At 57.6% G+C, this 19,836-nt stretch carries 20 protein-coding genes and 1 pseudogene; 15 read left to right on the top strand and 6 right to left on the bottom strand.

Going from position 1 to position 19,836, the window contains the following annotated elements:
• Positions 1 to 91 precede the first annotated feature (91 nt).
• Positions 92 to 2,026, bottom strand: a complete 1,935-nt coding sequence (locus AC13DE_RS16000; protein ID WP_483048389.1) for an AsmA family protein — start codon at positions 2,024 to 2,026, stop codon at positions 92 to 94.
• A gap of 64 nt (positions 2,027 to 2,090) precedes the next feature.
• On the opposite strand from AC13DE_RS16000, the gene rimO reads away from it, so the two are divergent.
• The 3 genes and pseudogenes from rimO to trhA form a co-directional block, all read left to right on the top strand.
• A complete protein-coding gene (gene rimO, locus AC13DE_RS15995; RefSeq protein ID WP_483048388.1) occupies positions 2,091 to 3,461 on the top strand; it encodes a 30S ribosomal protein S12 methylthiotransferase RimO in 1,371 nt (456 codons plus the stop codon).
• 229 nt (positions 3,462 to 3,690) lie between these two features.
• Complete coding sequence (locus tag AC13DE_RS15990; protein WP_483048387.1) at positions 3,691 to 4,056, top strand: hypothetical protein; 366 nt, start codon at positions 3,691 to 3,693, stop codon at positions 4,054 to 4,056.
• A 125-nt stretch (positions 4,057 to 4,181) separates the two neighbouring features.
• Positions 4,182 to 4,730 (top strand): annotated as a pseudogene (gene trhA / locus AC13DE_RS15985) (PAQR family membrane homeostasis protein TrhA); the annotation flags it as partial.
• Positions 4,731 to 4,797: 67 nt separating this feature from the next.
• On the opposite strand, the gene AC13DE_RS15980 reads toward trhA, so the two are convergent.
• Positions 4,798 to 5,157: a YigZ family protein gene (locus AC13DE_RS15980; RefSeq protein ID WP_446313752.1), complete on the bottom strand. Its 360-nt coding sequence runs from the start codon at positions 5,155 to 5,157 to the stop codon at positions 4,798 to 4,800.
• A 9-nt stretch (positions 5,158 to 5,166) separates the two neighbouring features.
• Complete coding sequence (locus AC13DE_RS15975; RefSeq protein WP_446296260.1) at positions 5,167 to 5,886, bottom strand: M48 family metallopeptidase; 720 nt, start codon at positions 5,884 to 5,886, stop codon at positions 5,167 to 5,169.
• A gap of 144 nt (positions 5,887 to 6,030) precedes the next feature.
• On the opposite strand from AC13DE_RS15975, the gene AC13DE_RS15970 reads away from it, so the two are divergent.
• The 12 genes from AC13DE_RS15970 to AC13DE_RS15915 all read left to right on the top strand — a co-directional run bounded on the left by AC13DE_RS15970 (position 6,031) and on the right by AC13DE_RS15915 (position 16,062).
• Complete coding sequence (locus AC13DE_RS15970) at positions 6,031 to 6,267, top strand: hypothetical protein (RefSeq protein WP_446296259.1); 237 nt, start codon at positions 6,031 to 6,033, stop codon at positions 6,265 to 6,267.
• Positions 6,268 to 6,281: 14 nt separating this feature from the next.
• Positions 6,282 to 7,148 (top strand): branched-chain amino acid aminotransferase, encoded by an 867-nt coding sequence (locus AC13DE_RS15965; RefSeq protein ID WP_446313751.1) that lies wholly within the window; start codon positions 6,282 to 6,284, stop codon positions 7,146 to 7,148.
• Positions 7,149 to 7,247: 99 nt separating this feature from the next.
• Positions 7,248 to 7,706: a universal stress protein gene (locus tag AC13DE_RS15960; protein ID WP_446296257.1), complete on the top strand. Its 459-nt coding sequence runs from the start codon at positions 7,248 to 7,250 to the stop codon at positions 7,704 to 7,706.
• Positions 7,707 to 7,795: 89 nt separating this feature from the next.
• Positions 7,796 to 8,356, top strand: a complete 561-nt coding sequence (locus tag AC13DE_RS15955) for a NifU family protein (protein ID WP_483048386.1) — start codon at positions 7,796 to 7,798, stop codon at positions 8,354 to 8,356.
• Entirely contained in the window at positions 8,349 to 9,005 is a 657-nt protein-coding gene (tsaB, locus tag AC13DE_RS15950; RefSeq protein WP_446296255.1) for a tRNA (adenosine(37)-N6)-threonylcarbamoyltransferase complex dimerization subunit type 1 TsaB, read from the top strand. The genes AC13DE_RS15955 and tsaB overlap by 8 nt, the downstream gene beginning before the upstream one ends.
• A complete protein-coding gene (gene rimI, locus AC13DE_RS15945) occupies positions 9,002 to 9,448 on the top strand; it encodes a ribosomal protein S18-alanine N-acetyltransferase (RefSeq protein ID WP_483048385.1) in 447 nt (148 codons plus the stop codon). The genes tsaB and rimI overlap by 4 nt, the downstream gene beginning before the upstream one ends.
• 135 nt (positions 9,449 to 9,583) lie before the next feature.
• Positions 9,584 to 10,579, top strand: coding sequence for a BMP family lipoprotein (locus AC13DE_RS15940; protein ID WP_446296253.1), 996 nt, complete (start codon positions 9,584 to 9,586; stop codon positions 10,577 to 10,579).
• Between the two features lie 2 nt (positions 10,580 to 10,581).
• On the top strand, positions 10,582 to 12,210 hold the full coding sequence (locus tag AC13DE_RS15935; protein ID WP_446313748.1) for an ABC transporter ATP-binding protein: 1,629 nt from the start codon (positions 10,582 to 10,584) through the stop codon (positions 12,208 to 12,210).
• Between the two features lies 1 nt (position 12,211).
• Positions 12,212 to 13,342, top strand: coding sequence for an ABC transporter permease (locus AC13DE_RS15930; RefSeq protein WP_446313747.1), 1,131 nt, complete (start codon positions 12,212 to 12,214; stop codon positions 13,340 to 13,342).
• The gene (locus AC13DE_RS15925; protein WP_446313746.1) at positions 13,342 to 14,310 is read left to right on the top strand and encodes an ABC transporter permease; all 969 of its coding nucleotides are present in this window, start codon (positions 13,342 to 13,344) and stop codon (positions 14,308 to 14,310) included. Before AC13DE_RS15930 ends, AC13DE_RS15925 begins: the two co-directional genes overlap by 1 nt.
• 76 nt (positions 14,311 to 14,386) lie before the next feature.
• Complete coding sequence (locus AC13DE_RS15920) at positions 14,387 to 15,295, top strand: sulfite exporter TauE/SafE family protein (RefSeq protein ID WP_483048384.1); 909 nt, start codon at positions 14,387 to 14,389, stop codon at positions 15,293 to 15,295.
• Positions 15,292 to 16,062 carry a TIGR02186 family protein gene (locus AC13DE_RS15915; RefSeq protein WP_446313745.1) on the top strand — a complete coding sequence of 257 codons (771 nt, stop codon included), beginning with the start codon at positions 15,292 to 15,294 and terminating at the stop codon, positions 16,060 to 16,062. Before AC13DE_RS15920 ends, AC13DE_RS15915 begins: the two co-directional genes overlap by 4 nt.
• Here AC13DE_RS15915 and AC13DE_RS15910 read toward each other — a convergent pair.
• The 3 genes from AC13DE_RS15910 to ccrA form a co-directional block, all read right to left on the bottom strand.
• Positions 16,059 to 16,757 (bottom strand): SDR family oxidoreductase, encoded by a 699-nt coding sequence (locus AC13DE_RS15910; RefSeq protein WP_483048383.1) that lies wholly within the window; start codon positions 16,755 to 16,757, stop codon positions 16,059 to 16,061. The two genes, AC13DE_RS15915 and AC13DE_RS15910, sit on opposite strands and share 4 nt — an antisense overlap.
• Complete coding sequence (locus AC13DE_RS15905; protein WP_446313744.1) at positions 16,754 to 18,292, bottom strand: ATP-dependent DNA helicase; 1,539 nt, start codon at positions 18,290 to 18,292, stop codon at positions 16,754 to 16,756. The genes AC13DE_RS15910 and AC13DE_RS15905 overlap by 4 nt, the downstream gene beginning before the upstream one ends.
• A gap of 191 nt (positions 18,293 to 18,483) precedes the next feature.
• Positions 18,484 to 19,764 (bottom strand): crotonyl-CoA carboxylase/reductase, encoded by a 1,281-nt coding sequence (gene ccrA, locus AC13DE_RS15900; RefSeq protein ID WP_446296245.1) that lies wholly within the window; start codon positions 19,762 to 19,764, stop codon positions 18,484 to 18,486.
• Between the last annotated feature and the right edge of the window lie 72 nt (positions 19,765 to 19,836).

The following is a 19,836-nucleotide window of genomic DNA, read 5'->3' as shown; positions in this document are numbered from 1 at the left end:
CAGGGACGGGCTGGCATCTGACAGTTGGCGTCGGTTCCTGCGAAATTCACGCCGTGCGCCAAACAGGTTCAATTTTCGTCATTGAGCGCGTTTACTTCAACAGGTTGAACAAACTGCGCTTCAGTTCGTCCTCCACCCGTTGTTTCAATGCGTCTTCGACAGACTGTCCCTCTTCGCGCACGACCCCAAGCTCTTGTTGCAGCTTTTCATCCAGTTTTTGACGGAATTTATCCTTTTCCTTGGCAAAGTTCATGTCGATCGCCGCCTGGACATCAGGCTTGATCTGGGGCGATACCCATGGCCCGAATATCCGCACAGGGACCGACAGCCCCCGACGCCCGTTCACCCTCAAAGCTTTCGGTGTCACCGTATAGTCAAGCGTCTGCGCACCCAGATCTATCGCGCCGACCCCCGATGCGGTGAAGTTGGGCAGCAGCATAAGCAAATCTTCGTTACGCAGCACACCTTGATCAATCGCAAAGGTAGCTCCGAGCGAATCGAACACCGTGGTGCCGCCCTGCACATCGAAATTACCCATAAGACCGTCCAGGTCGATGCCGTCGATGCTTCCGCGGCCAACGCTTATCGCACCATCGCCGCGCAGGGACCGCATGATGGCGTCCAGTGAACCGCCCGAACCGAGAAACGAAATTTCGGCGTCGCCGGTGCCCTTGAACCGCGATAGACCGGCAGTTTGCTGCAACAATGGCTGCATCGAAATCGCCTGAGCAGCCAGCTTGCCGCCTACAGACAATCCGTTGCGATTGTTAACTACGAATTCCCCGCTGACTGTGCCGTTATAGGCATTTACCTCGCGCAGTTCTGCCACCAGGCGCGATTTGTCATTGCGCAGCAAGATACGGGTGCCGCCCAACGTTAATGTTCCCAGTTCGATACTGTCGGCGCGCAGGGCGATTTCGCCGTTGAAGGCGGCCAGCCCCGAAGCGTCAATCGGGGCCTTGGACCAGCCCGCAGCGGTTCTCGTTGTCGACGCCGCTTCGCCCGGCGGGGGTGCGCTGCCCGCGAATCCGGCAAGCTTCAGCGCCCCGGTGTCGAGCTGAGCATTCACATTGGGCGTGCCGTTCAGCGTTATATCTGCTGCGCCACGCATCGTGTTCCCGTCCAGGTCAGCAACCAGTTCGCGCAGGGCCAGACGGCGGTCCGGCGTCAAGGTCAACTGAAGCTTCACATCCATAGTGCGACCCAGACCTTGAGGCAACGCAACATTCCCCGCCCCAAGGGCAGCGAGAAAGCGCCCGGTGTCCGACGCTTTGAGCCAGAGGTCGCCCGCAACCGCCCCGCCAAGGCCTGCCCGACCGACCAGGCTGGCACCACCCCCGCTGGTATCCATGCGCAGACGGATCGGCCTGATATCTCCGTTTAGAAACTGGTCGAACCGGTCTACCGTTGCTTCGATCGCCACGCGTTCAGATGCCGGGCGAAGCGATGCCCTGATAACGGCGTCACCGGCGCGAACAGGCCAGTCAAGCGACAGATCGACACCCTCGTAGTGCACCAGGTCTCCGCCTTCGGCATCGTATATCAGTGTGGCATCGATGATGTTCAGCCGTTGGATGGTCAAGGCGCGCGGCGTCCGGTCCGGTGCGCTCGGCGCGGTTTTGATCTGTGCATCGCTGCCACCATCGGTAAACTGCCAGCTTGCGCGGCCGTCCAATCTCTGTTCCAGCCGGATCGTCGGGCTTTGCGCTTCGATGTTGGTAATCTTTATCTCGCCGCGCAGCAGCGCCATGGCATCGACCCCGATCGCAGCATTCGCCGCAGACAACATCGCGCCATCTTTGGCCCAGGTTGCGTTCCCGACCTCAAGTCCCCCGGCAGAGACCCCCAGTACCGGCCAGAAGGTCAAGCCCACGTCGCCGGTGATTACCACATCCCGACCCGTAAGGTTGCGCAACTGGTCAGCAGCGATTCGTGCAATCCGATCTGCGGGCAGCAAGAACAGCGACCCGACAGCAACCACTATGATAAGCAGCAGTATGCCGAATATACGTATGATCCACTTCATCGCCTGTCTCCTTGCCTGATACAGGGCCTTTCGCAGACCCTTTGCATGGCTTATAGCGCATTTCATGAGCACAAACCCACCAAATCTGCGCCCCGACCTGGCCCCGAAGGCCAAGATCGCCGAACCGTCGCGCCCCGGTCAGCCCACCATCGGCATGGTGTCGCTGGGCTGTCCGAAAGCGTTGGTCGACAGCGAACGGATATTGACGCGACTGCGCGCCGAGGGATACGGCATTTCGCCAGACTATGCCGGTGCAGATGCGGTGATCGTGAACACATGCGGTTTTCTCGACTCGGCCAAGGCCGAAAGCCTTGATGCCATCGGTGAAGCGCTCAAGGAAAATGGCAAGGTGATCGTAACCGGCTGCCTCGGCGCAGAGCCCGACTATATCCGCGAACACCACCCGCGTATTCTGGCTGTTACTGGCCCACACCAATACGAACAGGTGCTGGACGCAGTCCATGGCGCAGTGCCGCCGTCACCCGACCCCTTTATCGATCTGCTGCCTGCACGGGCCGTCAGCCTTACCCCGCGCCATTATAGCTATCTGAAGATTTCGGAGGGCTGCAATCACAAGTGCAAGTTCTGCATCATCCCCGACATGCGCGGCCGCCTGCAATCGCGCCCTGCCCATGCGATCCTGCGCGAGGCTGAAAAGCTGGTGCAGAATGGCGTGAACGAGCTGCTGGTGATTTCTCAGGATACATCGGCTTACGGGGTCGACATCAAACATGCCGAAGACCGCGGTCACCGTGCGCATATCACCGATCTGGCCCGCGATCTTGGGTCGCTGGGGGCGTGGGTAAGGCTGCATTACGTCTATCCCTATCCCCATGTGCGCAACCTGATCCCCTTGATGGCCGAAGGGTTGGTGTTACCCTATCTGGATATCCCGTTTCAGCACGCACACCCCGACGTTCTAAGGCGCATGGCGCGCCCTGCCGCTGCTGCCAAAACCTTGGATGAAATCAACGCTTGGCGCGAAATCTGCCCCGACGTCACGCTGCGTTCCACCTTTATTGTCGGGTATCCGGGCGAAACTGAAAGCGAATTTCAAACCTTGCTGGATTGGCTGGACGAAGCGCAACTGGATCGCGTCGGCTGCTTTCAATATGAGAACGTTGATGGCGCACGGTCAAATGCGTTGCCAGACCATGTGCCGGCAGAGATCAAGCAAGATCGCTGGGATCGGTTCATGGAAAAGGCCCAAGCCATATCCGAGGCGAAACTTGCCGCCAAGGTCGGTCGCACCATCCAGGTCATCGTCGATGAAATAGACAGCGACGCAGCCACCTGCCGCACCAAGTCCGATGCGCCCGAGATTGACGGAAACCTGTTCATCGATGAAGATTTCCAGAACTTGAAAGTTGGCGACATCGTTTCGGTCGAGGTGGAAGAGGCCGGCGAATACGATCTTTGGGGCCGCCTGGTTTAAAGCGCGTCCTTACAGCCAATGTTTGTGCTATCAGGTACCCCTGGGAATATGAAGAACACGCCCCCATCCCGGCGCGCAAAATTCTGCCCATATAGTTGATACCGTGCGAGGCTACACTACATATAGCCCATACCGAGGGGGCGCAAAGTGTGATCCGGTGATGTCGGCCTTGAAGATGTTCCCCTAATGTTCTATATACGTTCCGTATCAGAGCAAGAAAGGGTTATATATGTCCTATCAGCCTCAGTTTCCGGGCCTGTTTTCCACCGATCAGGGTGCGGTAGTCGCGCATGCACACCAAGAGCATCCCGTTTTGCCTGCGACGCAAAAGCAGATGCACTATGCTGAAGCGTTGTCTGCGAAGATCGGCATCGAACTCCCCAAGGGGATCGCCAATGACCGTTCTGCACTTTCTGCTTGGATCGACACCCACAAACCCAAACCCATCGAAGGCCGTTTTGCAGATTATCCGTCGTCTAAACAGGTCGCCTTTGCTGAACGGATTGCGCGGCTCAAGCACCGGGAAATTCCGCAGCAATGTTTCCGCGACAAAGTCATGATGTCGCGCTGGATCGACGGCAACAAACCTCGGTAGCGCTTCGGGAAGGTGCACCCGGCTATGCCCCTTTCTTTCCGCCGGACCGGCACTTGATCGCCATAGGAATGCCGCATGGCCGTTCTATCATATAAGGTGTACTCTCCTTATGCTGGGGTCATATCATGGCTTACCCGTACTCTCGCTCTGAAACCGTTGCCGATGGCACTGTGCATGTGCTGGGGTTGGGGATCGCAATTCCCGCGGTGACATTATTGTTGATCAACGCGGCAGAGCACGGCGTCTTGATCGTTGCGACAACGATATATTCAGTTTCGGTCGTCGCTTCGCTTTCGGCATCGGCCATTTACCATCTGATGCCCTTTGACCGGACGCGCCCGCTGTTGCGGCGCATGGATCACGCTGCGATTTATTTCAAGATCGCGGGGACCTATACGCCCATCGTCATGGTGATCGGAACAGGCTTTGCGTATGCGGTCCTGGCATTGGTCTGGGTGCTGGCCATCCTGGGCGCCACAGCCAAGCTTTGCTTCTGGAGCGCGGATTCCAAAGCGTCGCTTTATCTTTACCTCGGGATGGGCTGGCTTTCGGTTCTGCTGATCTGGCCGATGTGGCAAACCATTCCGGGCGTGGCCTTGCTTTTGATCACAATAGGTGGTGTGACATATTCACTGGGGACGATCATTTATGCTCATGCCGGGATGCGATACCAGAACGCCTTCTGGCACGGCATCGTATTGACGGCGACGCTCTGCCTGCTTGCCGCTGTCACATTGAGCGTCACACCAGATCCATCTGCTCCAGATAGGTTCGCACGCAAGCTTGAACATGGCGAAACCTATCGCCTCCCAGATGCTTGCCACCGTACCAACGCGTCACAACAACAAGTTGATCGCTCACGCCTTCACGATCAAGCATGCGGATGATCGTCATGCCGGCCCCCGATTCCCCGTCATCGGATTTAAGCGGCCCCCCGTCAGACAGGATTACCGCCCAAGTGTTGTGAGTGGCCTTTGCATAGGCCTTGTCCCGCTTGAGCTGTTTCAGAGCGGCATCAACGTCTGAACGGCTTTTGGCCTCGCATCCCGACACCGCATATTTCGAACCGCGATCCGTGATGATGTGACCCAAGCGTTGCATAGCAGCGCTTCAAAGCCCCGCCGCAGTGCGCCGCACCGTGTCAAGACGCGACGCGTTGGGTGGATGGGTCCCCAGGAAACGGTCGCCGGGGTCGGGAATGCGCGCAAAGAACTCGGCCCCCCTGAGCGGGTTGTAGCCAGCGCGTTTGGTTATGACGGTGCCGAGCGCGTCTGCCTCCAGTTCGAAATCCTTGGAATAGCGACGCGCCCCGACTTGCGCGCCCAATCGTTGGGCAGTTTCAACGGCCGTCGCGTCGCCGCCGCTCAGAGTGGCCAAGCCGGCAAAAATTACCGCGCCAGCAACTGCGTTTTGTTGCTGGCGTGCGATGTGTCCTTCGATATGGTGCGCGGCTTCATGGCTCATGATAAAGGCCAGTTCGTCTTCGTTACGGGCATCGGCGATCAAAGCCAAGGTGAACGCGATAACCGGACGCCCGGCCCTGTCCTCGGTCTGGTAGGCATTTGCGGGCTGTCCGGCCCGATCATCCACCACGATGTTAAAGTCGCAATTCACCCCTGTTGTGCGCGACCGACATTCGCGCTCCGCGACCGGTTCAACCGTCCTGAGCACGCTGACGAAACTACGCGCGGCGTTGGACGCTGAAAAGGTGCCACCCTGCCTCTGGGCCGTCGGCTGGGGCGCAGGTTGCGAGACCGGTCCGGAGACAGTGGCGGGCTCGCACGCGGCGAATAAGGTCAATGCGGCAATGGCGACATAAAATCTTAACATCTTACAACGGATCCTTGTTATGGGTCGTCCAAATTACATTCCACGAGAAGTCTAACGCGGTCTCACCGCCTTGAACAGACAGCATTGTTCCGATGTTATCGCCTAGTGCTTGCAATGACCCGCCGAAAGAATAATGTGCGCGTTATGTTTACAATTGAACACGAATTTGATGCCAGTGTGATAACCTTAATCGACGAAGGCAAATCACCCTTACGCGAAGATGTGACGGTGCAGGCCTTTGCCAGCGTGGTCACGTTTGAACAGTGGGACCCCCGCACTGACACGGTGAGCAAGATCAGTATGTCGCCCGAACAGCTTCGGGATCTTACCATCGCCCTGAATTTGCCCGAAGGCATCTACCGCACTCCACCGAAAGGTTAGAAAAGGACCCCCACATGGCCACAGGCACCAATATCAAGACGTTTTACAATGGCTCGTGGCACGACGGAGACCTGTCCGTTATCAAGGCGGCCGATCATGGCGCTTGGCTCGGGACCACCGTGTTTGATGGCGCGCGTATGTTCAATGGGCTGTCCCCGGATCTGCGGGCGCATTGCGAACGTATCAACCGGTCTGCCGACGCGCTGATGATCACTCCGACTGTCGAAAGCGATGAAATGGTCGACATGGTTCATGAAGGACTCAAGACCTATGACAGGGACGCAGCGGTCTATATTCGCCCGATGTACTGGGCGCTGGCGGGCGATGAGTTGGGGATTGTGCCGCGCAAGGATGCGACAGGCTTTGCAATCAGCCTCGAGCAGATCCCGATGGCCGCCCCCGATGCCGCCACGACCCTGACCCGGACCCGTTTCCGCCGCCCGGTTCTGGAAGACAACGTGGTAAATGCCAAGGCAGGATGCCTCTATCCCAACAATGCCCGCATGATGGTGGAGGCCCGCTCAAAAGGATTTGGCAACGCTTTGGTCGCCGATGCGATGGGAAATGTCGCCGAAACTGCTTCTGCCAACGTATTCATGGTTAAAGACGGCGAAGTGTTCACGCCGATTCCCAATGGCACGTTCCTTGCCGGTATCACGCGGGCGCGCCACATGAAGAACATGCGTGCCGACGGCATAAAGGTGCACGAAGCGGTTTTGAGCTTTGACGATTTTCACGGAGCAGACGAAGTGTTCATGTCTGGGAATATGATGAAGGTAACCCCGGTCAAAGCCTTTGACGACACGCAATACCAGATCGGCCCCATTACGCGGCGCGTCCGCGAGATGTACTGGGACTGGGCTGAATCGGGACGCAGCTGACCCGTGGTGCCAAGACCAGACGCTAGGCCGACAGGTTCAGTGTGTTGATCAAGGTGACTTTTATCCGTTCAATACGGGCCAGTCCAATCGGAGAGCAAGATGCGTAAATTTATGGTAGTGCTGGATGATAGCCGGGAATGCTTGAACGCGATGCGGTTTGCGGCGATGCGGGCGTCGAAGTCGGGCGGTGGTGTCGTTGTGCTCTCGGTTATTCCGCCGGATGAATTCAATCACTGGATCGGGGTGGCAGAGGTGATGCGCGAAGAGGCACGCGAACGCATTGAAGTCCATTTCGAGGTCTTCGCCAAATGGATGCGCGACAGATTGAACGTCGAGCCCGAGCTGGTGATCCGCGAAGGTGTTATCGTTGACGAAATAATCGACCAACTGGATTCCGACCATGAGATTGGCGTTTTGGTATTGGGTGCTGGCACCGACAAAAAATCTGGCCCCGGCCCCCTGGTCACGCAACTTTCGCGCAACGCAGGTTCGTTGCCCGTGCCGATTACCATCGTGCCGGGCGACATGAGCAAAGAGCGGCTGGAGATGATAACATGAAGATGCACGCCTGATTTAGAATCGTTCCAAACCTTGACTTGCGCTCATCCAGACCGCATATCTGATCTAACCCCGTACAGGAGCATGTGATGTTTATTCAAACCGAATCCACGCCCAACCCAGCGACGCTCAAGTTTCTGCCCGGTCAGACCGTGCTTGAAATCGGGACCGCTGATTTTCCGGCCCCCGAGGCGGCAAGCTCATCACCGCTCGCTACCCGTCTGTTTGCCGTCCAAGGCGTCACCGGCGTCTTTTTCGGCACGGATTTCGTGACCATCACCAAAGCAGACTCGATCGAGTGGGATCATCTGAAGCCTGCCCTGCTGGGTGCGATCATGGAGCATTTTCAATCCGGTCAGCCGGTCATGGAAACAGGTCACGACCATGTGTCGGGCCATGCTGACCACACTGGCGAAGACGGCGCGATCGTTGGGCAGATCAAGGAACTGCTCGACAGTCGTGTGCGCCCCGCGGTGGCACAAGATGGCGGCGACATCACGTTTCACGGGTTCGAGCGCGGCGTTGTCTATCTGCACATGCAAGGTGCCTGCGCCGGCTGCCCTTCTTCGACGCTCACGCTGAAGATGGGCATTGAAAACCTGCTGCGTCACTATATTCCCGAAGTGACAGAGGTGCGCCCGGTTGCCTGAAAAGCCGCTGATACTGGCGTTTGACACATCGGCCGCACATTGTGCGGCCGCTTTGCTGTCCGGCGATGACGTTCTTGCCAGCGTCGAAGAACCGATGGCCAAAGGTCAGGGCGAACGCCTGCTTGGACTATGCCGCGAAATTCTGGATAGCGCCGGCGCGGATTATGGCGACCTCACCGCGATAGCGGTGGGGATCGGGCCGGGTAATTTTACCGGTATTCGAATTTCCGTTTCCGCCGCGCGCGGGCTTTCGCTTGGCCTCGGTGTTCCTTCAATCGGCGTTTCGCGCCTTGAAGCACTGGCGCACGGTACCGCGGGCACAGTGGTTACCTGCATTGATGCGCGGCAGGATAAACTTTTCATTCAGGCCTTTGGTACGTCAGATGACCCTGTACCGACGATGTGTGGATGGGACGATCTTCCAGACCTTTACCACCATTCCGATCTGACATGCGTCGGATTTCAGGCCGAACGGCTTGCCCATCATTACAACGGTAAGGTTGGCCTCTGTACCATACCTATTGCCGAAGCGACGGCACGCATCGCGGCAACCAGGCTTGATCGTGCCCTCCCCCGGCCCGCGCCGTTGTATCTGCGGCCTGCGGATGCAGCACCTGCCCGTGATACCCCGCCCTCAATCCTGCCATGACGCCCCAGAGGCTTGCGCAAATTCACGCAGCGGCCTTTGTCGATGACCGCCCCTGGACCGCCGCGGAGTTCAAGGCCCTCATGGCATCGCCGTTTGTCGCGGTCTTTACCCAACTAGACGGTTTTGCACTCACCCGCCTGATAGTCGACGAAGCCGAGCTTTTGACCATTGCCGTGGCCCCCGCGGTGCAGGGGCAAGGCACAGGGCGACGGCTTCTGACCGCCTGGCTTGACCAGCTGGTGGCGGCACAGGCACGAACCGCCTTTCTGGAAGTCGCCGCCGACAATCTTGGCGCGCTACACCTTTACACCAGCCTTGGCTTTCAGGTCAGCGCCCGACGGCGTGGCTATTATCAGCGCAAAGATGCGGCGGCTGTGGATGCTTTGGTTCTTTCTCGGGAAGTAACGCATAGTCATTTTCCGGTTTCCCCCCCTAAAGGTTGAGAAACAGGTTGACCCCACCCACCGGCTAAGCAGTATCGTACAACTTACCGGCGGGTTCCTGCACAGGCATGGCCTCGCGTCCGGGTACTGGTACTATGCCAATACCCCAACACCAATAAACCTGGGAGACATTCCATGACCCTTATGACTAAATTTCTCGGTGCTGTTGCGGCGACCGCGCTTAGTGCTGGTGCCGCCCTTGCTGAACCCGCGCTGATCTTCGACCTTGGCGGCAAGTTTGACAAATCCTTCAACGAAGCGGCCTTTGGTGGTGCCCAGCGATGGGCCAAGGAAACCGGTAACACTTTCCGCGAGATCGAATTGCAATCCGAAGCCCAGCGCGAACAGGCTTTGCGTCGTTTTGCCGAGGCGGGATCGAACCCGATCATCATGACTGGCTTTGCCTTCGGTGATGCATTGGGGCAGGTTGCCGGTGATTATCCGGATACGGATTTCGTCATCATCGACATGGTCGTTGATGCGCCCAACGTCAGGTCCGTGGTGTTCAACGAACATGAAGGGTCGTATCTTGTTGGTATGATGGCGGCGATGGCATCGAAAACCAACACTGTCGGCTTCATCGGCGGGATGGACATCCCGCTGATCCGCAAATTCGCATGTGGATATGCCCAAGGCGTGAAAGCCGCAAACCCCGATGCGACGGTAATTTCCAACATGACGGGCACGACACCCGCCGCATGGAACGATCCGGTCAAAGGGTCCGAGCTGACAAAAGCCCAGATCAGCCAAGGCGCTGACGTGGTTTACGCTGCCGCGGGGGGCACTGGCGTCGGAGTGCTGCAAACAGCGGCTGACGAAGGCATCCTTTCCATCGGGGTAGATAGCAACCAGAACTACCTGCACCCTGGCAAGGTGCTGACGTCCATGCTCAAGCGGGTTGATAACGCGGTCTATGACGCGATGTCGGACGGCCCCGGAATGGAAAAAGGGTTCAACGTCATGGGCGTCGGAAATAACGGCGTCGGCTATGCGATGGACGACAACAACAAGGACCTGGTGACCCCTGAAATGAAAGCTGCTGTCGAAGAAGCTGCGGCCAAAATCTCGGACGGCTCGCTTGAAGTACATGATTACATGGCTGACGATACCTGCCCTAGTCTGAGCTTCTAAAAGTGGGCACCCATACAACCACGGAGCGGCAGGCGACTGCCGCTCCTGCGATCGAGCTGAAGGGCATATCCAAGGCATTCGGCCCGGTGCACGCCAACAAAGACATTTCCATCCGCGTGATGCCGGGAACGATCCACGGGATCATCGGCGAAAATGGCGCAGGCAAGTCCACGCTGATGTCGATCCTGTATGGCTTTTACAAGGCCGATAAGGGCGAGATATTCATCGCTGGCAAGAAAACCGACATTCCCGATAGTCAGGCGGCAATCGCCGCAGGCATCGGCATGGTGTTCCAACACTTTAAACTGGTCGAAAACTTCACGGTTCTCGAAAATGTAATTCTGGGCGCGGAAGACGGTCGCTTGCTGAAGCCATCGCTGGCCAAAGCACGCAAAAGCCTGCTGAAGCTGGCGGATGACTATGGGCTGAAGGTCGACCCCGATGCGCTCGTTCAGGATATCGGGGTGGGCATGCAGCAGCGTGTCGAAATCCTCAAGGCTCTCTACCGTCAGGCCGACATCCTGATTCTGGACGAACCGACCGGGGTGTTGACCCCAGCCGAAGCCGATCAGCTATTTCGCATCCTGGGACGTCTGCGATCCGAAGGCAAAACCATCATCCTGATCACCCACAAGCTGCGCGAGATCATGGAAGCGACCGACACGGTTTCAGTAATGCGCCGCGGGGAAATGACCGCCACCGTCAAGACCGCCGATACATCCCCGGCTGCGCTGGCAGAGCTGATGGTGGGCCGTAAGGTGTTGCTGCGTGTCGACAAGAAGCCAGCCGCACCGGGCGATGTGATCCTGGAAATAGAAGGGCTGCGTGTCGTTGATGACAAGGGCGTTGAACGCCTGCGTGGGATCGATTTGCAGGTCCGCGCCGGAGAGATAGTGGGCGTTGCGGGCGTCGCTGGAAACGGCCAATCCGAACTGCTTGAGGTTCTGGGCGGTTATCACACGGGCAAGGGAACGGTGCGGGTAAACGGGCAATCACTGGACTTGACCGGTAAACGGTCCGATGGCCAGTCCCGGCGTAACCACGGCGTCGCACATGTGCCGGAAGATCGTCAACGTGAAGGTCTGATCATGGAGTATCAGGCTTGGGAAAATGTGGCCTTCGGATACCATAACGATCCAGCCTATCGCAGTGGTTTGCTGATGAACAATGCAGCGATCAAGGCCGATACCGCGGGAAAGATGGAACGTTTCGATGTTCGCCCGCCTAACCCCAGGCTAGCGGCAAAAAACTTTTCCGGGGGCAACCAGCAAAAGATCGTACTGGCACGCGAAATCGAACGGAATCCCGATCTGCTGTTGATCGGGCAGCCGACCCGGGGCGTTGATATCGGTGCGATCGAATTCATTCACGAACAAATTGTCGCGTTAAGAGACCAAGGCAAGGCGATCCTGCTGGTTTCGGTCGAGCTGGAAGAAATTCTAGCGCTCAGTGACCGTGTGGCCGTCATGTTTGATGGTCAGTTGATGGGTATCCGCGACGCGGACAAGACCGATGAGAAGGAACTCGGTCTGTTGATGGCGGGTATCACCGACACCGGAACGGCGCATTCAATCGACGAGATCGAACGTAATCTTGCCCTTGCGGGCGGCGATCCGCACAAGGAGCTTTGACGTGGACGTGATGCCAAAATGGGCCGAAATCGTTCTGGTGCCCCTGATCTCGTTGTTGTTCGCGGCCGGTCTGTCGGCGCTGGTCATCCTTGGCATCGGCGAAGATCCGGTGGCGGCCGTCAAGCTGATGGTCACGGGGGCGTTGGGTAGCACCTATGGCTGGGGCTACACGCTTTATTATGCCACTAACTTCATGTTCACCGGGCTGTGTGTGGCGGTCGCGTTTCACGCACGACTGTTCAATATCGGCGGCGAGGGTCAGGCCATGTTGGGCGGTCTGGGCGTCGCCCTGGCCAGCCTTTACATTCCGTGGCCGCACTGGACCCTTGCGTTGGTCGGTGCAACGACGATGGCCGCGCTCTTCGGTGCGGCTTGGGCCGCGATTCCTGCGTTCTTGCAGGCCAAACGCGGCAGCCATATCGTTATCACGACCATTATGTTCAACTTCATCGCGGCAGCGGTGCTGAACTATATCCTGGTCAACATCATGCGTCCCAAAGGCAGCATGGACCCCGCAACTGCACGTTTTCCGGATGCGACGAAACTGCCGACATTGCATGACCTGCTATCACCTATCGGAATAAACTTTTCCAAGGCGGCCCCTGCCAACATATCGCTTCTCGTGGCGGTCGCCGCATGCGTCTTTGTCTGGATCCTGATCTGGAGAACCCGTCTGGGGTATGAAATCCGCGCTTACGGTCATTCGGAATCGGCCGCCAAATACGCGGGGATCTCACCGATAAAAATCACCATGGTCACCATGATGATTTCCGGGGGGCTTGCCGGAATGATGGCGATCAACAATGTCATGGGCGAGGCTGAAAGACTGGTGCTGAATGCGACGGAAGGGGCCGGGTTCATCGGTATCGCTGTCGCCTTGATGGGACGCAGCCATCCCTTGGGCGTGTTTCTGGCCGCGATCTTGTTTGGTTTTCTATACCAAGGCGGTGCCGAACTGGCCCTGTGGACGTCGATCCCGCGCGAGTTGATCGTGGTCATCCAGGCGCTGGTCATTCTGTTTACCGGCGCGCTGGATAACATGGTGCGGATGCCATTGGAAAAGCTGTTTTCCGCGATCCACGCCGCCAGAGCACCCAAACCCGAACGCAAGCCGGTGGAGCCCGCAGAATAATGGATTTTATCACCCTTATCCAGCTTCTCGACAGCACCGTACGGCTTGCCACACCTTTGCTTCTTGCCTGCCTCGCAGGGTTATTTTCGGAACGCGCCGGTATTTTCGATATCGGACTTGACGGCAAGATGCTGGCGTCGGCGTTTTTCTCGGCCGCTATCGCATCGTTAACCGGAAATGTCTGGCTCGGGCTGCTGGCGGGCATCGCCGCGTCGCTGGCGCTAAGCGCTTTGCACGGCTTGGCATCGATCACGTTTCGCGGCAATCAATTGATTTCCGGGGTGGCAATAAATTTTCTTGCCGCCGGGCTGACTGTACTGATCGCGCAAGACTGGTTTCAACAAGGCGGGCGCACACCGTCATTGATTGGGGGTGCGCGGTTCAACCCGATCACGTTGCCCTTTGCCGATCAGGTCGAACCGATCCCCTTTATCGGGCCGCTATATGCAGAGCTGATTTCAGGCCACTCTATCCTGGTATACATTGCATTCGCAGCCGTACCGTTGACGTGGTGGGTCCTGTATCGCACCCGGTTCGGTCTGCGGTTGCGCGCGGTGGGTGAAAACCCGGCTGCGGTTGATACCGCTGGCGTTTCTGTCATTGGGCTGCGCTACGCTGCGGTACTGATTTGCGGGGTGCTGACCGGTATCGCCGGAGCTTATCTAAGCACCGCTCTGCAAGCGGGATTCATCAAGGATATGTCGGCTGGGCGCGGCTATATCGCACTGGCGGCGTTGATCTTTGCGAAATGGCGGCCCTGGTACGCGCTATGGGCGACCTTGCTGTTTGGGTTGTTCGGGGCACTTGAAACCCGTCCCGACGTCATCGAGGCAATGTTGGGCATCAAGGTCCAAGGCCAGCTCTTGGGGGCGTTGCCATATGTGATGACCGTTATCATCTTGGCCGGCTTCGTTGGCAAAGCAATCCCTCCCCGCGCCGGGGGCGAGCCCTATGTGAAAGAGCGTTAATCACCATTAGCGACGAAATTTCGGCAACGCAGCATACGCAATTGATTTTAACGATTAGATTGGGCAAATATCAGCCATGCAAATATACCTGCCCATTGCCGAAATTTCGGTCAACGCATTCCTCCTATTGGGTTTGGGTGGCATCGTAGGTATTTTGTCGGGCATGTTCGGGGTCGGCGGCGGGTTTCTGATCACCCCCTTGTTGTTCTTTATCGGTATTCCGCCCGCGGTCGCCGTGGCGACAGGTGCGAACCAGATCGTCGCGTCGTCGGTTTCCGCGTTGCTGGTTCACCTCAAGCGCAGGACCGTCGACCTGAGAATGGGCAGCGTTCTGCTGGCCGGCGGCCTGGTCGGCGCGGGCGCGGGCGTGGTCATATTCAATTACCTCAAATCGTTGGGCCAGGTCGATCTGCTGGTTAACCTTTGCTATGTAATTTTTCTGGGCATCATCGGTGGGTTGATGTTGATTGAATCGATCAACGCCTTCTACAAAACCCGGTCGGGCAAACGACAGCCCCGCAAGAAACACACCTGGATTCAAAAGCTGCCGTTCAAAATGCGGTTTCGCGTTACCGGGCTTTATATCTCGGTCATTCCGCCCTTGCTGGTGGGTGCGTTTGTCGGGCTGCTGGCCGCGATCATGGGTGTCGGCGGCGGGTTTATCATGGTTCCAGCGATGATCTATCTTTTGGGCATGCCAACCAAGGTCGTGGTAGGCACGTCGTTGTTTCAGATCATCTTTGTCGCAGCCTTCACGACACTGTTGCATGCCACGACGAACTACACCGTCGATATCGTCCTTGCTATCTTGTTGTTGATCGGAGGCGTGATCGGCGCGCAATTCGGGACAACCATAGGTACCAAGCTCAAGGCGGAACAGCTTCGTATCCTGCTTGCCCTGCTCGTCTTGTTGGTTTGCGCCAAACTGGCATTGGATCTTTTATTGCAACCGTCTGAGCTTTATTCGATCGGGTTCAGTTCATGATGCGCGGGTTTGGCATAATTGCGGCCACGTTGATCGGCTTTTTTACGTCAGCACAGGCTGAGGAAAGCATCGTTTTGGGTCTTAACCAAAGCGAAGTGTCGATCTCCACCGATTTCACAGGGTCGGAAATAATCATTTTCGGGGCGGTAAAACGCGAAACCCCGATCCCAGATGGGCCCGAGCTTGAGGTGGTCGTGACGGTATCCGGACCGTCAAAACCCGTCGTAGTGCGGCGCAAGGAGAAGAAGTTCGGCATCTGGGTGAACACGGATGCCGTGGAAGTCGACCGCGCCCCCAGCTTTTATGCCGTCGCCAGCAGCGGCCCTTTGCAAGACGTTCTGAACCGTATCGAAGACCTGCGTTACAAAGTGTCGGTTCCGCGGGCAATCAGGTCAGTGGGGGCACCGATGACGATAAAGGATTCCAGCGCCTTCACCAACGCGTTGGTACGCATCCGCACAACGGCCCACCAGTATCAACAAAATGAAAGCGGCGTGACGGTCGACCAGCAAACACTTTTTCGCGCCAACGTGCAATTGCCCGCCGCGCTGGTCGAAGGCGCGTATGACACGCGCATATTCCTGACCCGTGGCGGCGTGGTCATTTCACAGTATCAAACGCTGATCGATGTACGCAAAGTCGGGCTTGAACGATGGTTGTACAACCTGTCAAGAAACCAACCGTTGATCTACGGTCTGCTGTCGCTCGCCATTGCCGTCGCCGCAGGTTGGTCTGCCTCTGCGGCGTTCGCGTTGCTGCGCCGCTAACCGCGACCGATATAGGGCATCTTTGTTGCCATCACCGTCATGAACTGCACATTTGCCTCTGCTGGCATCTGCGCCATGTGCAGCACCGATGACGCCGCGTGAACCACATCCAGTGTGTCCATTTGCGGATTGGCAGCTTTTAACCCTGCGACCAGTTCGCTTTCGGCGTTGCCGATATCGATTTGTCCACACGCGATATTAAACGGGCGCCCGTCCAGTGATAACGCCCGCGTAAGCCCGGTCACCGCATGTTTGCTCATCGTGTAACAGACTGATCCAGGGCGCGGGACATGGGCCGATAGCGAGCCGTTGTTGATAATCCGGCCCCCGCTCTCTTGACGCCGCATCCGAGCGAACGCCAACCGCGCAGAAATAAACATGCCGTTGATATTGACCTGCATGACCTCGTTCCAGCCCTCCAACGACAATTCGTCGATAGGGCCCGCCGGCCCAAACAGCCCCGCGTTGTTGAACAGCACGTCAAGATGCCCAAAGGTATCGAAAGCAGTCTCCATCGCTGCGGGGTCAGTGACATCAGCGGGCAGTGCCACCGCGTTTTCATATACGGCCGCCAACGCGTCGAGCCGATCAGCACGCCTGGCAACCAACCCGACGCGCCAACCATTTTTCAGAAACGTTTCGGCAGTGGCGTATCCGATACCGGAACTGGCACCTGTAACGATGATGGATTTCACAGTTCATTCTCCGTTTGTACATCCAGGGTCAGAGCGGGCGCACTGACAGCCTTCAGATCATCCACACGCAACGCGCCCTGCGGCTTGGAGAGCCTGTTGCGCACCACCCAGATCAGCCTTTCCTGCGCGCGGGTGATTGCGACATAGGCCAGCCGCTTCCACAGGGGCTGGCCTGCCTCTGACCGCCCCATACGCGCCGCGGCATAGAGATCCGGCGCGAAGACCTGAACCGTGTGCCACTGACTGCCTTGCGCCTTGTGGATCGTCACCGCGGCACCATGCAGGAAGGTAGCACCCATTCGCGCGGCGAAAGGGATAAACGGTTCTTCTTCGTCAGGTTTTTCGATTTTCACGATCGACGCCGCCGAAATCTGAGGATCTTCGGCCCCCACCACGTGCAATCGACTGAAACCCGGCTTGCGCCCATTGCCCAAATATACAACCTGCGCACCTTTGATCAGACCGCGTGCCTCAAGATCAAGGCGCTTTTTGCGGTGTTTCAACGGCAGTTCGATCCCGTCACATATCAACGGTTCGCCTTCCAACAGAGCGTCTTCGGGTGCCCCATGCACGGATCGAAAGGCGTTGATCAACCTGATGCGCGTCGCATTGCGCCATACCAACACCGGCGAGCGCGCCATCAAATCCACTTCGACGCGTTGCCCCCAGACAACCCGATCATCCTGTTTTGAAGCGTCCTCGACCATTCTTTCAAACTGTTCAAAGGTCAGATCCGGGTCCGCCAACGCATGGGCCAGATCCAGAATGGGGTTGTCGTCCTGCTGACGGTGCACGCGGCTAAGGTTGAGGACGCGGTTTTTTGGCAGTTTTTCAAAGACCATCGTTCCTGACTGGCCCACAGGTGCTAGCTGCGCGGGATCTCCGAACAACAAAAGCGTCGGGAAAATTTCTTTCAGGTCTTCGAACTGCTTGTCATCCAGCATCGAACTTTCGTCGATGAAACCGATGTCCAACGGTTCTTCGCGACGTTTCCACCCCGTAATGAAATCACTGCCCCGCAGACCAGCGGCGGCCAACGCGCCGGGGATGGATTTGTTCTTGGCGTAAAAAGCGGCGGCGCGGTCCAGCGATATCTCGTTCATCCCGTCAATCACAGGTCGTTCGCCGCTTCCTGCCAACCATTCAGCGATGTTTTCATACTCGGGGTCATAAACCGGAGTATACAAGATTCGATGTATGGTGGTGGCCGGCACCCCCCTCAACCGCAGCACCGATGCAGCTTTGTTGGTTGGAGCAAGGATCGCGAGTGTTCGCTTTTCCTTGCGCTTGCGGGATTCATAGTCACCCGAAACAATTTCAACGCCCGCAGCTTCCAACGCTTTGTAAAGTTCAGCCAAGAGCATGGTCTTGCCCGAGCCGGCCTTGCCGGTGACCGCCATCACCTGATCAGCCCCCCCGGCGGGTGGCATCAACAGGCTGTCGTCCAAATCTATACCGGCATGGCGCAACATGTCGGTTATACTGTCAAAGGCGGCGGCCTGATCGTCGGAATAGGTAAGCGCGGGTATGGTCATTCTGAGACCCTAATTCAGGGGCGCGGCAGGGGCCAGATGGCACAGCCGACAATCGCACTTTGTTGCCGGCCCCGGCTTGGTTTTGCAACAGCCGTCACACACACCCAAAACGATATACCCGCGCGCCAAGCTTGTGGCGCACGGGTATCTATTGCGAATGGCCAAGTACGCCTCCGGCGCAGTCAATGGCCCTATTTTTTGGCGTGTAGCGCGTCTTCCAATGTCCGCAGCCCGGTCTTGGGGGACTGTACCAGAACGGCCATGTTGCCGGGCTTGTGTTCATTGGCCAGCATCTTCATGTGGGCATCAGGCAGATCGGCCCAGCTGAACACCTCGGACATGCACGGATCAAGACGGCGTTCGATCATCAACTTGTTCGCCGCAGAGGCTTGCTTGAGGTGGGCAAAGTGGCTGCCTTGCAACCGCTTCTGGTGCATCCACATATACCGCACGTCGAACGTCAGGTTGAAGCCCGAAGTACCGGCACAGATTACGACCATGCCACCCTTTTTACATACGAAGGTGGACACCGGGAACGTTGCCTCGCCGGGGTGTTCAAACACCATGTCGACGTTCACGCCCTTGCCTGTGATTTCCCAGATCGCGGCACCGAACTTGCGCGCCTCTTTGAACCAGGCCGCATATTCGGGCGTGTTCACGGTGGGCATCTGACCCCAGCAGTTAAAGTCCTTGCGGTTCAGAACGCCCTTGGCACCCAGATCCATCACGAAGTCACGTTTGGATTCGTCCGAGATCACGCCAATCGCATTCGCGCCGGCGGTGTTGATCAGCTGGATCGCATAGGACCCCAGACCGCCCGAGGCGCCCCAGACCAGAACGTTCTGGCCCGGTTTCAGGTCATGAGGCTCGTGACCGAACAGCATCCGGTAGGCGGTGGCCAGCGTCAGCGTGTAGCAAGCGGCCTCTTCCCATGTCAGGTGCTTGGGGCGTGGCATCAACTGCTGCGCCTGCACGTTGGTGAACTGGGCGAAAGATCCGTCTGGGGTCTCGTAGCCCCAGATACGCTGGCTGGGGGAATACATCGGATCGCCGCCGTTGCACTCTTCGTCGTCGCCGTCATCCTGGTTGCAGTGGATCACGACTTCGTCGCCGACCTTCCAGCGTTTTACCTTGTCGCCGACCGCCCAGACGATGCCGGACGCGTCAGAGCCCGCGATGTGGAAGGGTTGCTTGTGACCGTCAAACGGGCTGATGGGTTTGCCCAAAGCGGCCCAGACGCCATTATAGTTCACACCCGCTGCCATAACCAGGACCAGCACTTCGTTGCTGTCGAGCGTCGGAACATCCACGACTTCTTCCAGCATTGCCGTATTTGGCTTGCCGTGACGTTCCTTGCGAATGGTCCAAGCGTACATCTGCTTGGGGACATACCCCAAAGGCGGCATCTCACCCACCTCGTACAGATCTTTTTCAGGCGCGTCATATTGAGCGATGCTTGTGTCCAAGGCCATATCGGTCTCCATGGTCAGAATAGGTTTGTGCCGCAGTGCAGAATCGCAGCTTGTTAATTTTGAATATGACCC

This window comes from Sulfitobacter sp. L-8, assembly GCF_056859255.1.
This window is presented reverse-complemented; position numbering and strand designations above follow the sequence as displayed.

Coding starts and splice junctions, on each gene's coding strand:
- AC13DE_RS16000 (WP_483048389.1), bottom strand. CDS start 2,026: ATGAAGTGGATCATACGTATATTCGGCATACTGCTGCTTATCATAGTG.
- rimO (WP_483048388.1), top strand. CDS start 2,091: ATGAGCACAAACCCACCAAATCTGCGCCCCGACCTGGCCCCGAAGGCC.
- AC13DE_RS15990 (WP_483048387.1), top strand. CDS start 3,691: ATGTCCTATCAGCCTCAGTTTCCGGGCCTGTTTTCCACCGATCAGGGT.
- AC13DE_RS15980 (WP_446313752.1), bottom strand. CDS start 5,157: ATGCAACGCTTGGGTCACATCATCACGGATCGCGGTTCGAAATATGCG.
- AC13DE_RS15975 (WP_446296260.1), bottom strand. CDS start 5,886: ATGTTAAGATTTTATGTCGCCATTGCCGCATTGACCTTATTCGCCGCG.
- AC13DE_RS15970 (WP_446296259.1), top strand. CDS start 6,031: ATGTTTACAATTGAACACGAATTTGATGCCAGTGTGATAACCTTAATC.
- AC13DE_RS15965 (WP_446313751.1), top strand. CDS start 6,282: ATGGCCACAGGCACCAATATCAAGACGTTTTACAATGGCTCGTGGCAC.
- AC13DE_RS15960 (WP_446296257.1), top strand. CDS start 7,248: ATGCGTAAATTTATGGTAGTGCTGGATGATAGCCGGGAATGCTTGAAC.
- AC13DE_RS15955 (WP_483048386.1), top strand. CDS start 7,796: ATGTTTATTCAAACCGAATCCACGCCCAACCCAGCGACGCTCAAGTTT.
- rimI (WP_483048385.1), top strand. CDS start 9,002: ATGACGCCCCAGAGGCTTGCGCAAATTCACGCAGCGGCCTTTGTCGAT.
- AC13DE_RS15940 (WP_446296253.1), top strand. CDS start 9,584: ATGACCCTTATGACTAAATTTCTCGGTGCTGTTGCGGCGACCGCGCTT.
- AC13DE_RS15925 (WP_446313746.1), top strand. CDS start 13,342: ATGGATTTTATCACCCTTATCCAGCTTCTCGACAGCACCGTACGGCTT.
- AC13DE_RS15920 (WP_483048384.1), top strand. CDS start 14,387: ATGCAAATATACCTGCCCATTGCCGAAATTTCGGTCAACGCATTCCTC.
- AC13DE_RS15915 (WP_446313745.1), top strand. CDS start 15,292: ATGATGCGCGGGTTTGGCATAATTGCGGCCACGTTGATCGGCTTTTTT.
- AC13DE_RS15905 (WP_446313744.1), bottom strand. CDS start 18,292: ATGACCATACCCGCGCTTACCTATTCCGACGATCAGGCCGCCGCCTTT.
- ccrA (WP_446296245.1), bottom strand. CDS start 19,764: ATGGCCTTGGACACAAGCATCGCTCAATATGACGCGCCTGAAAAAGAT.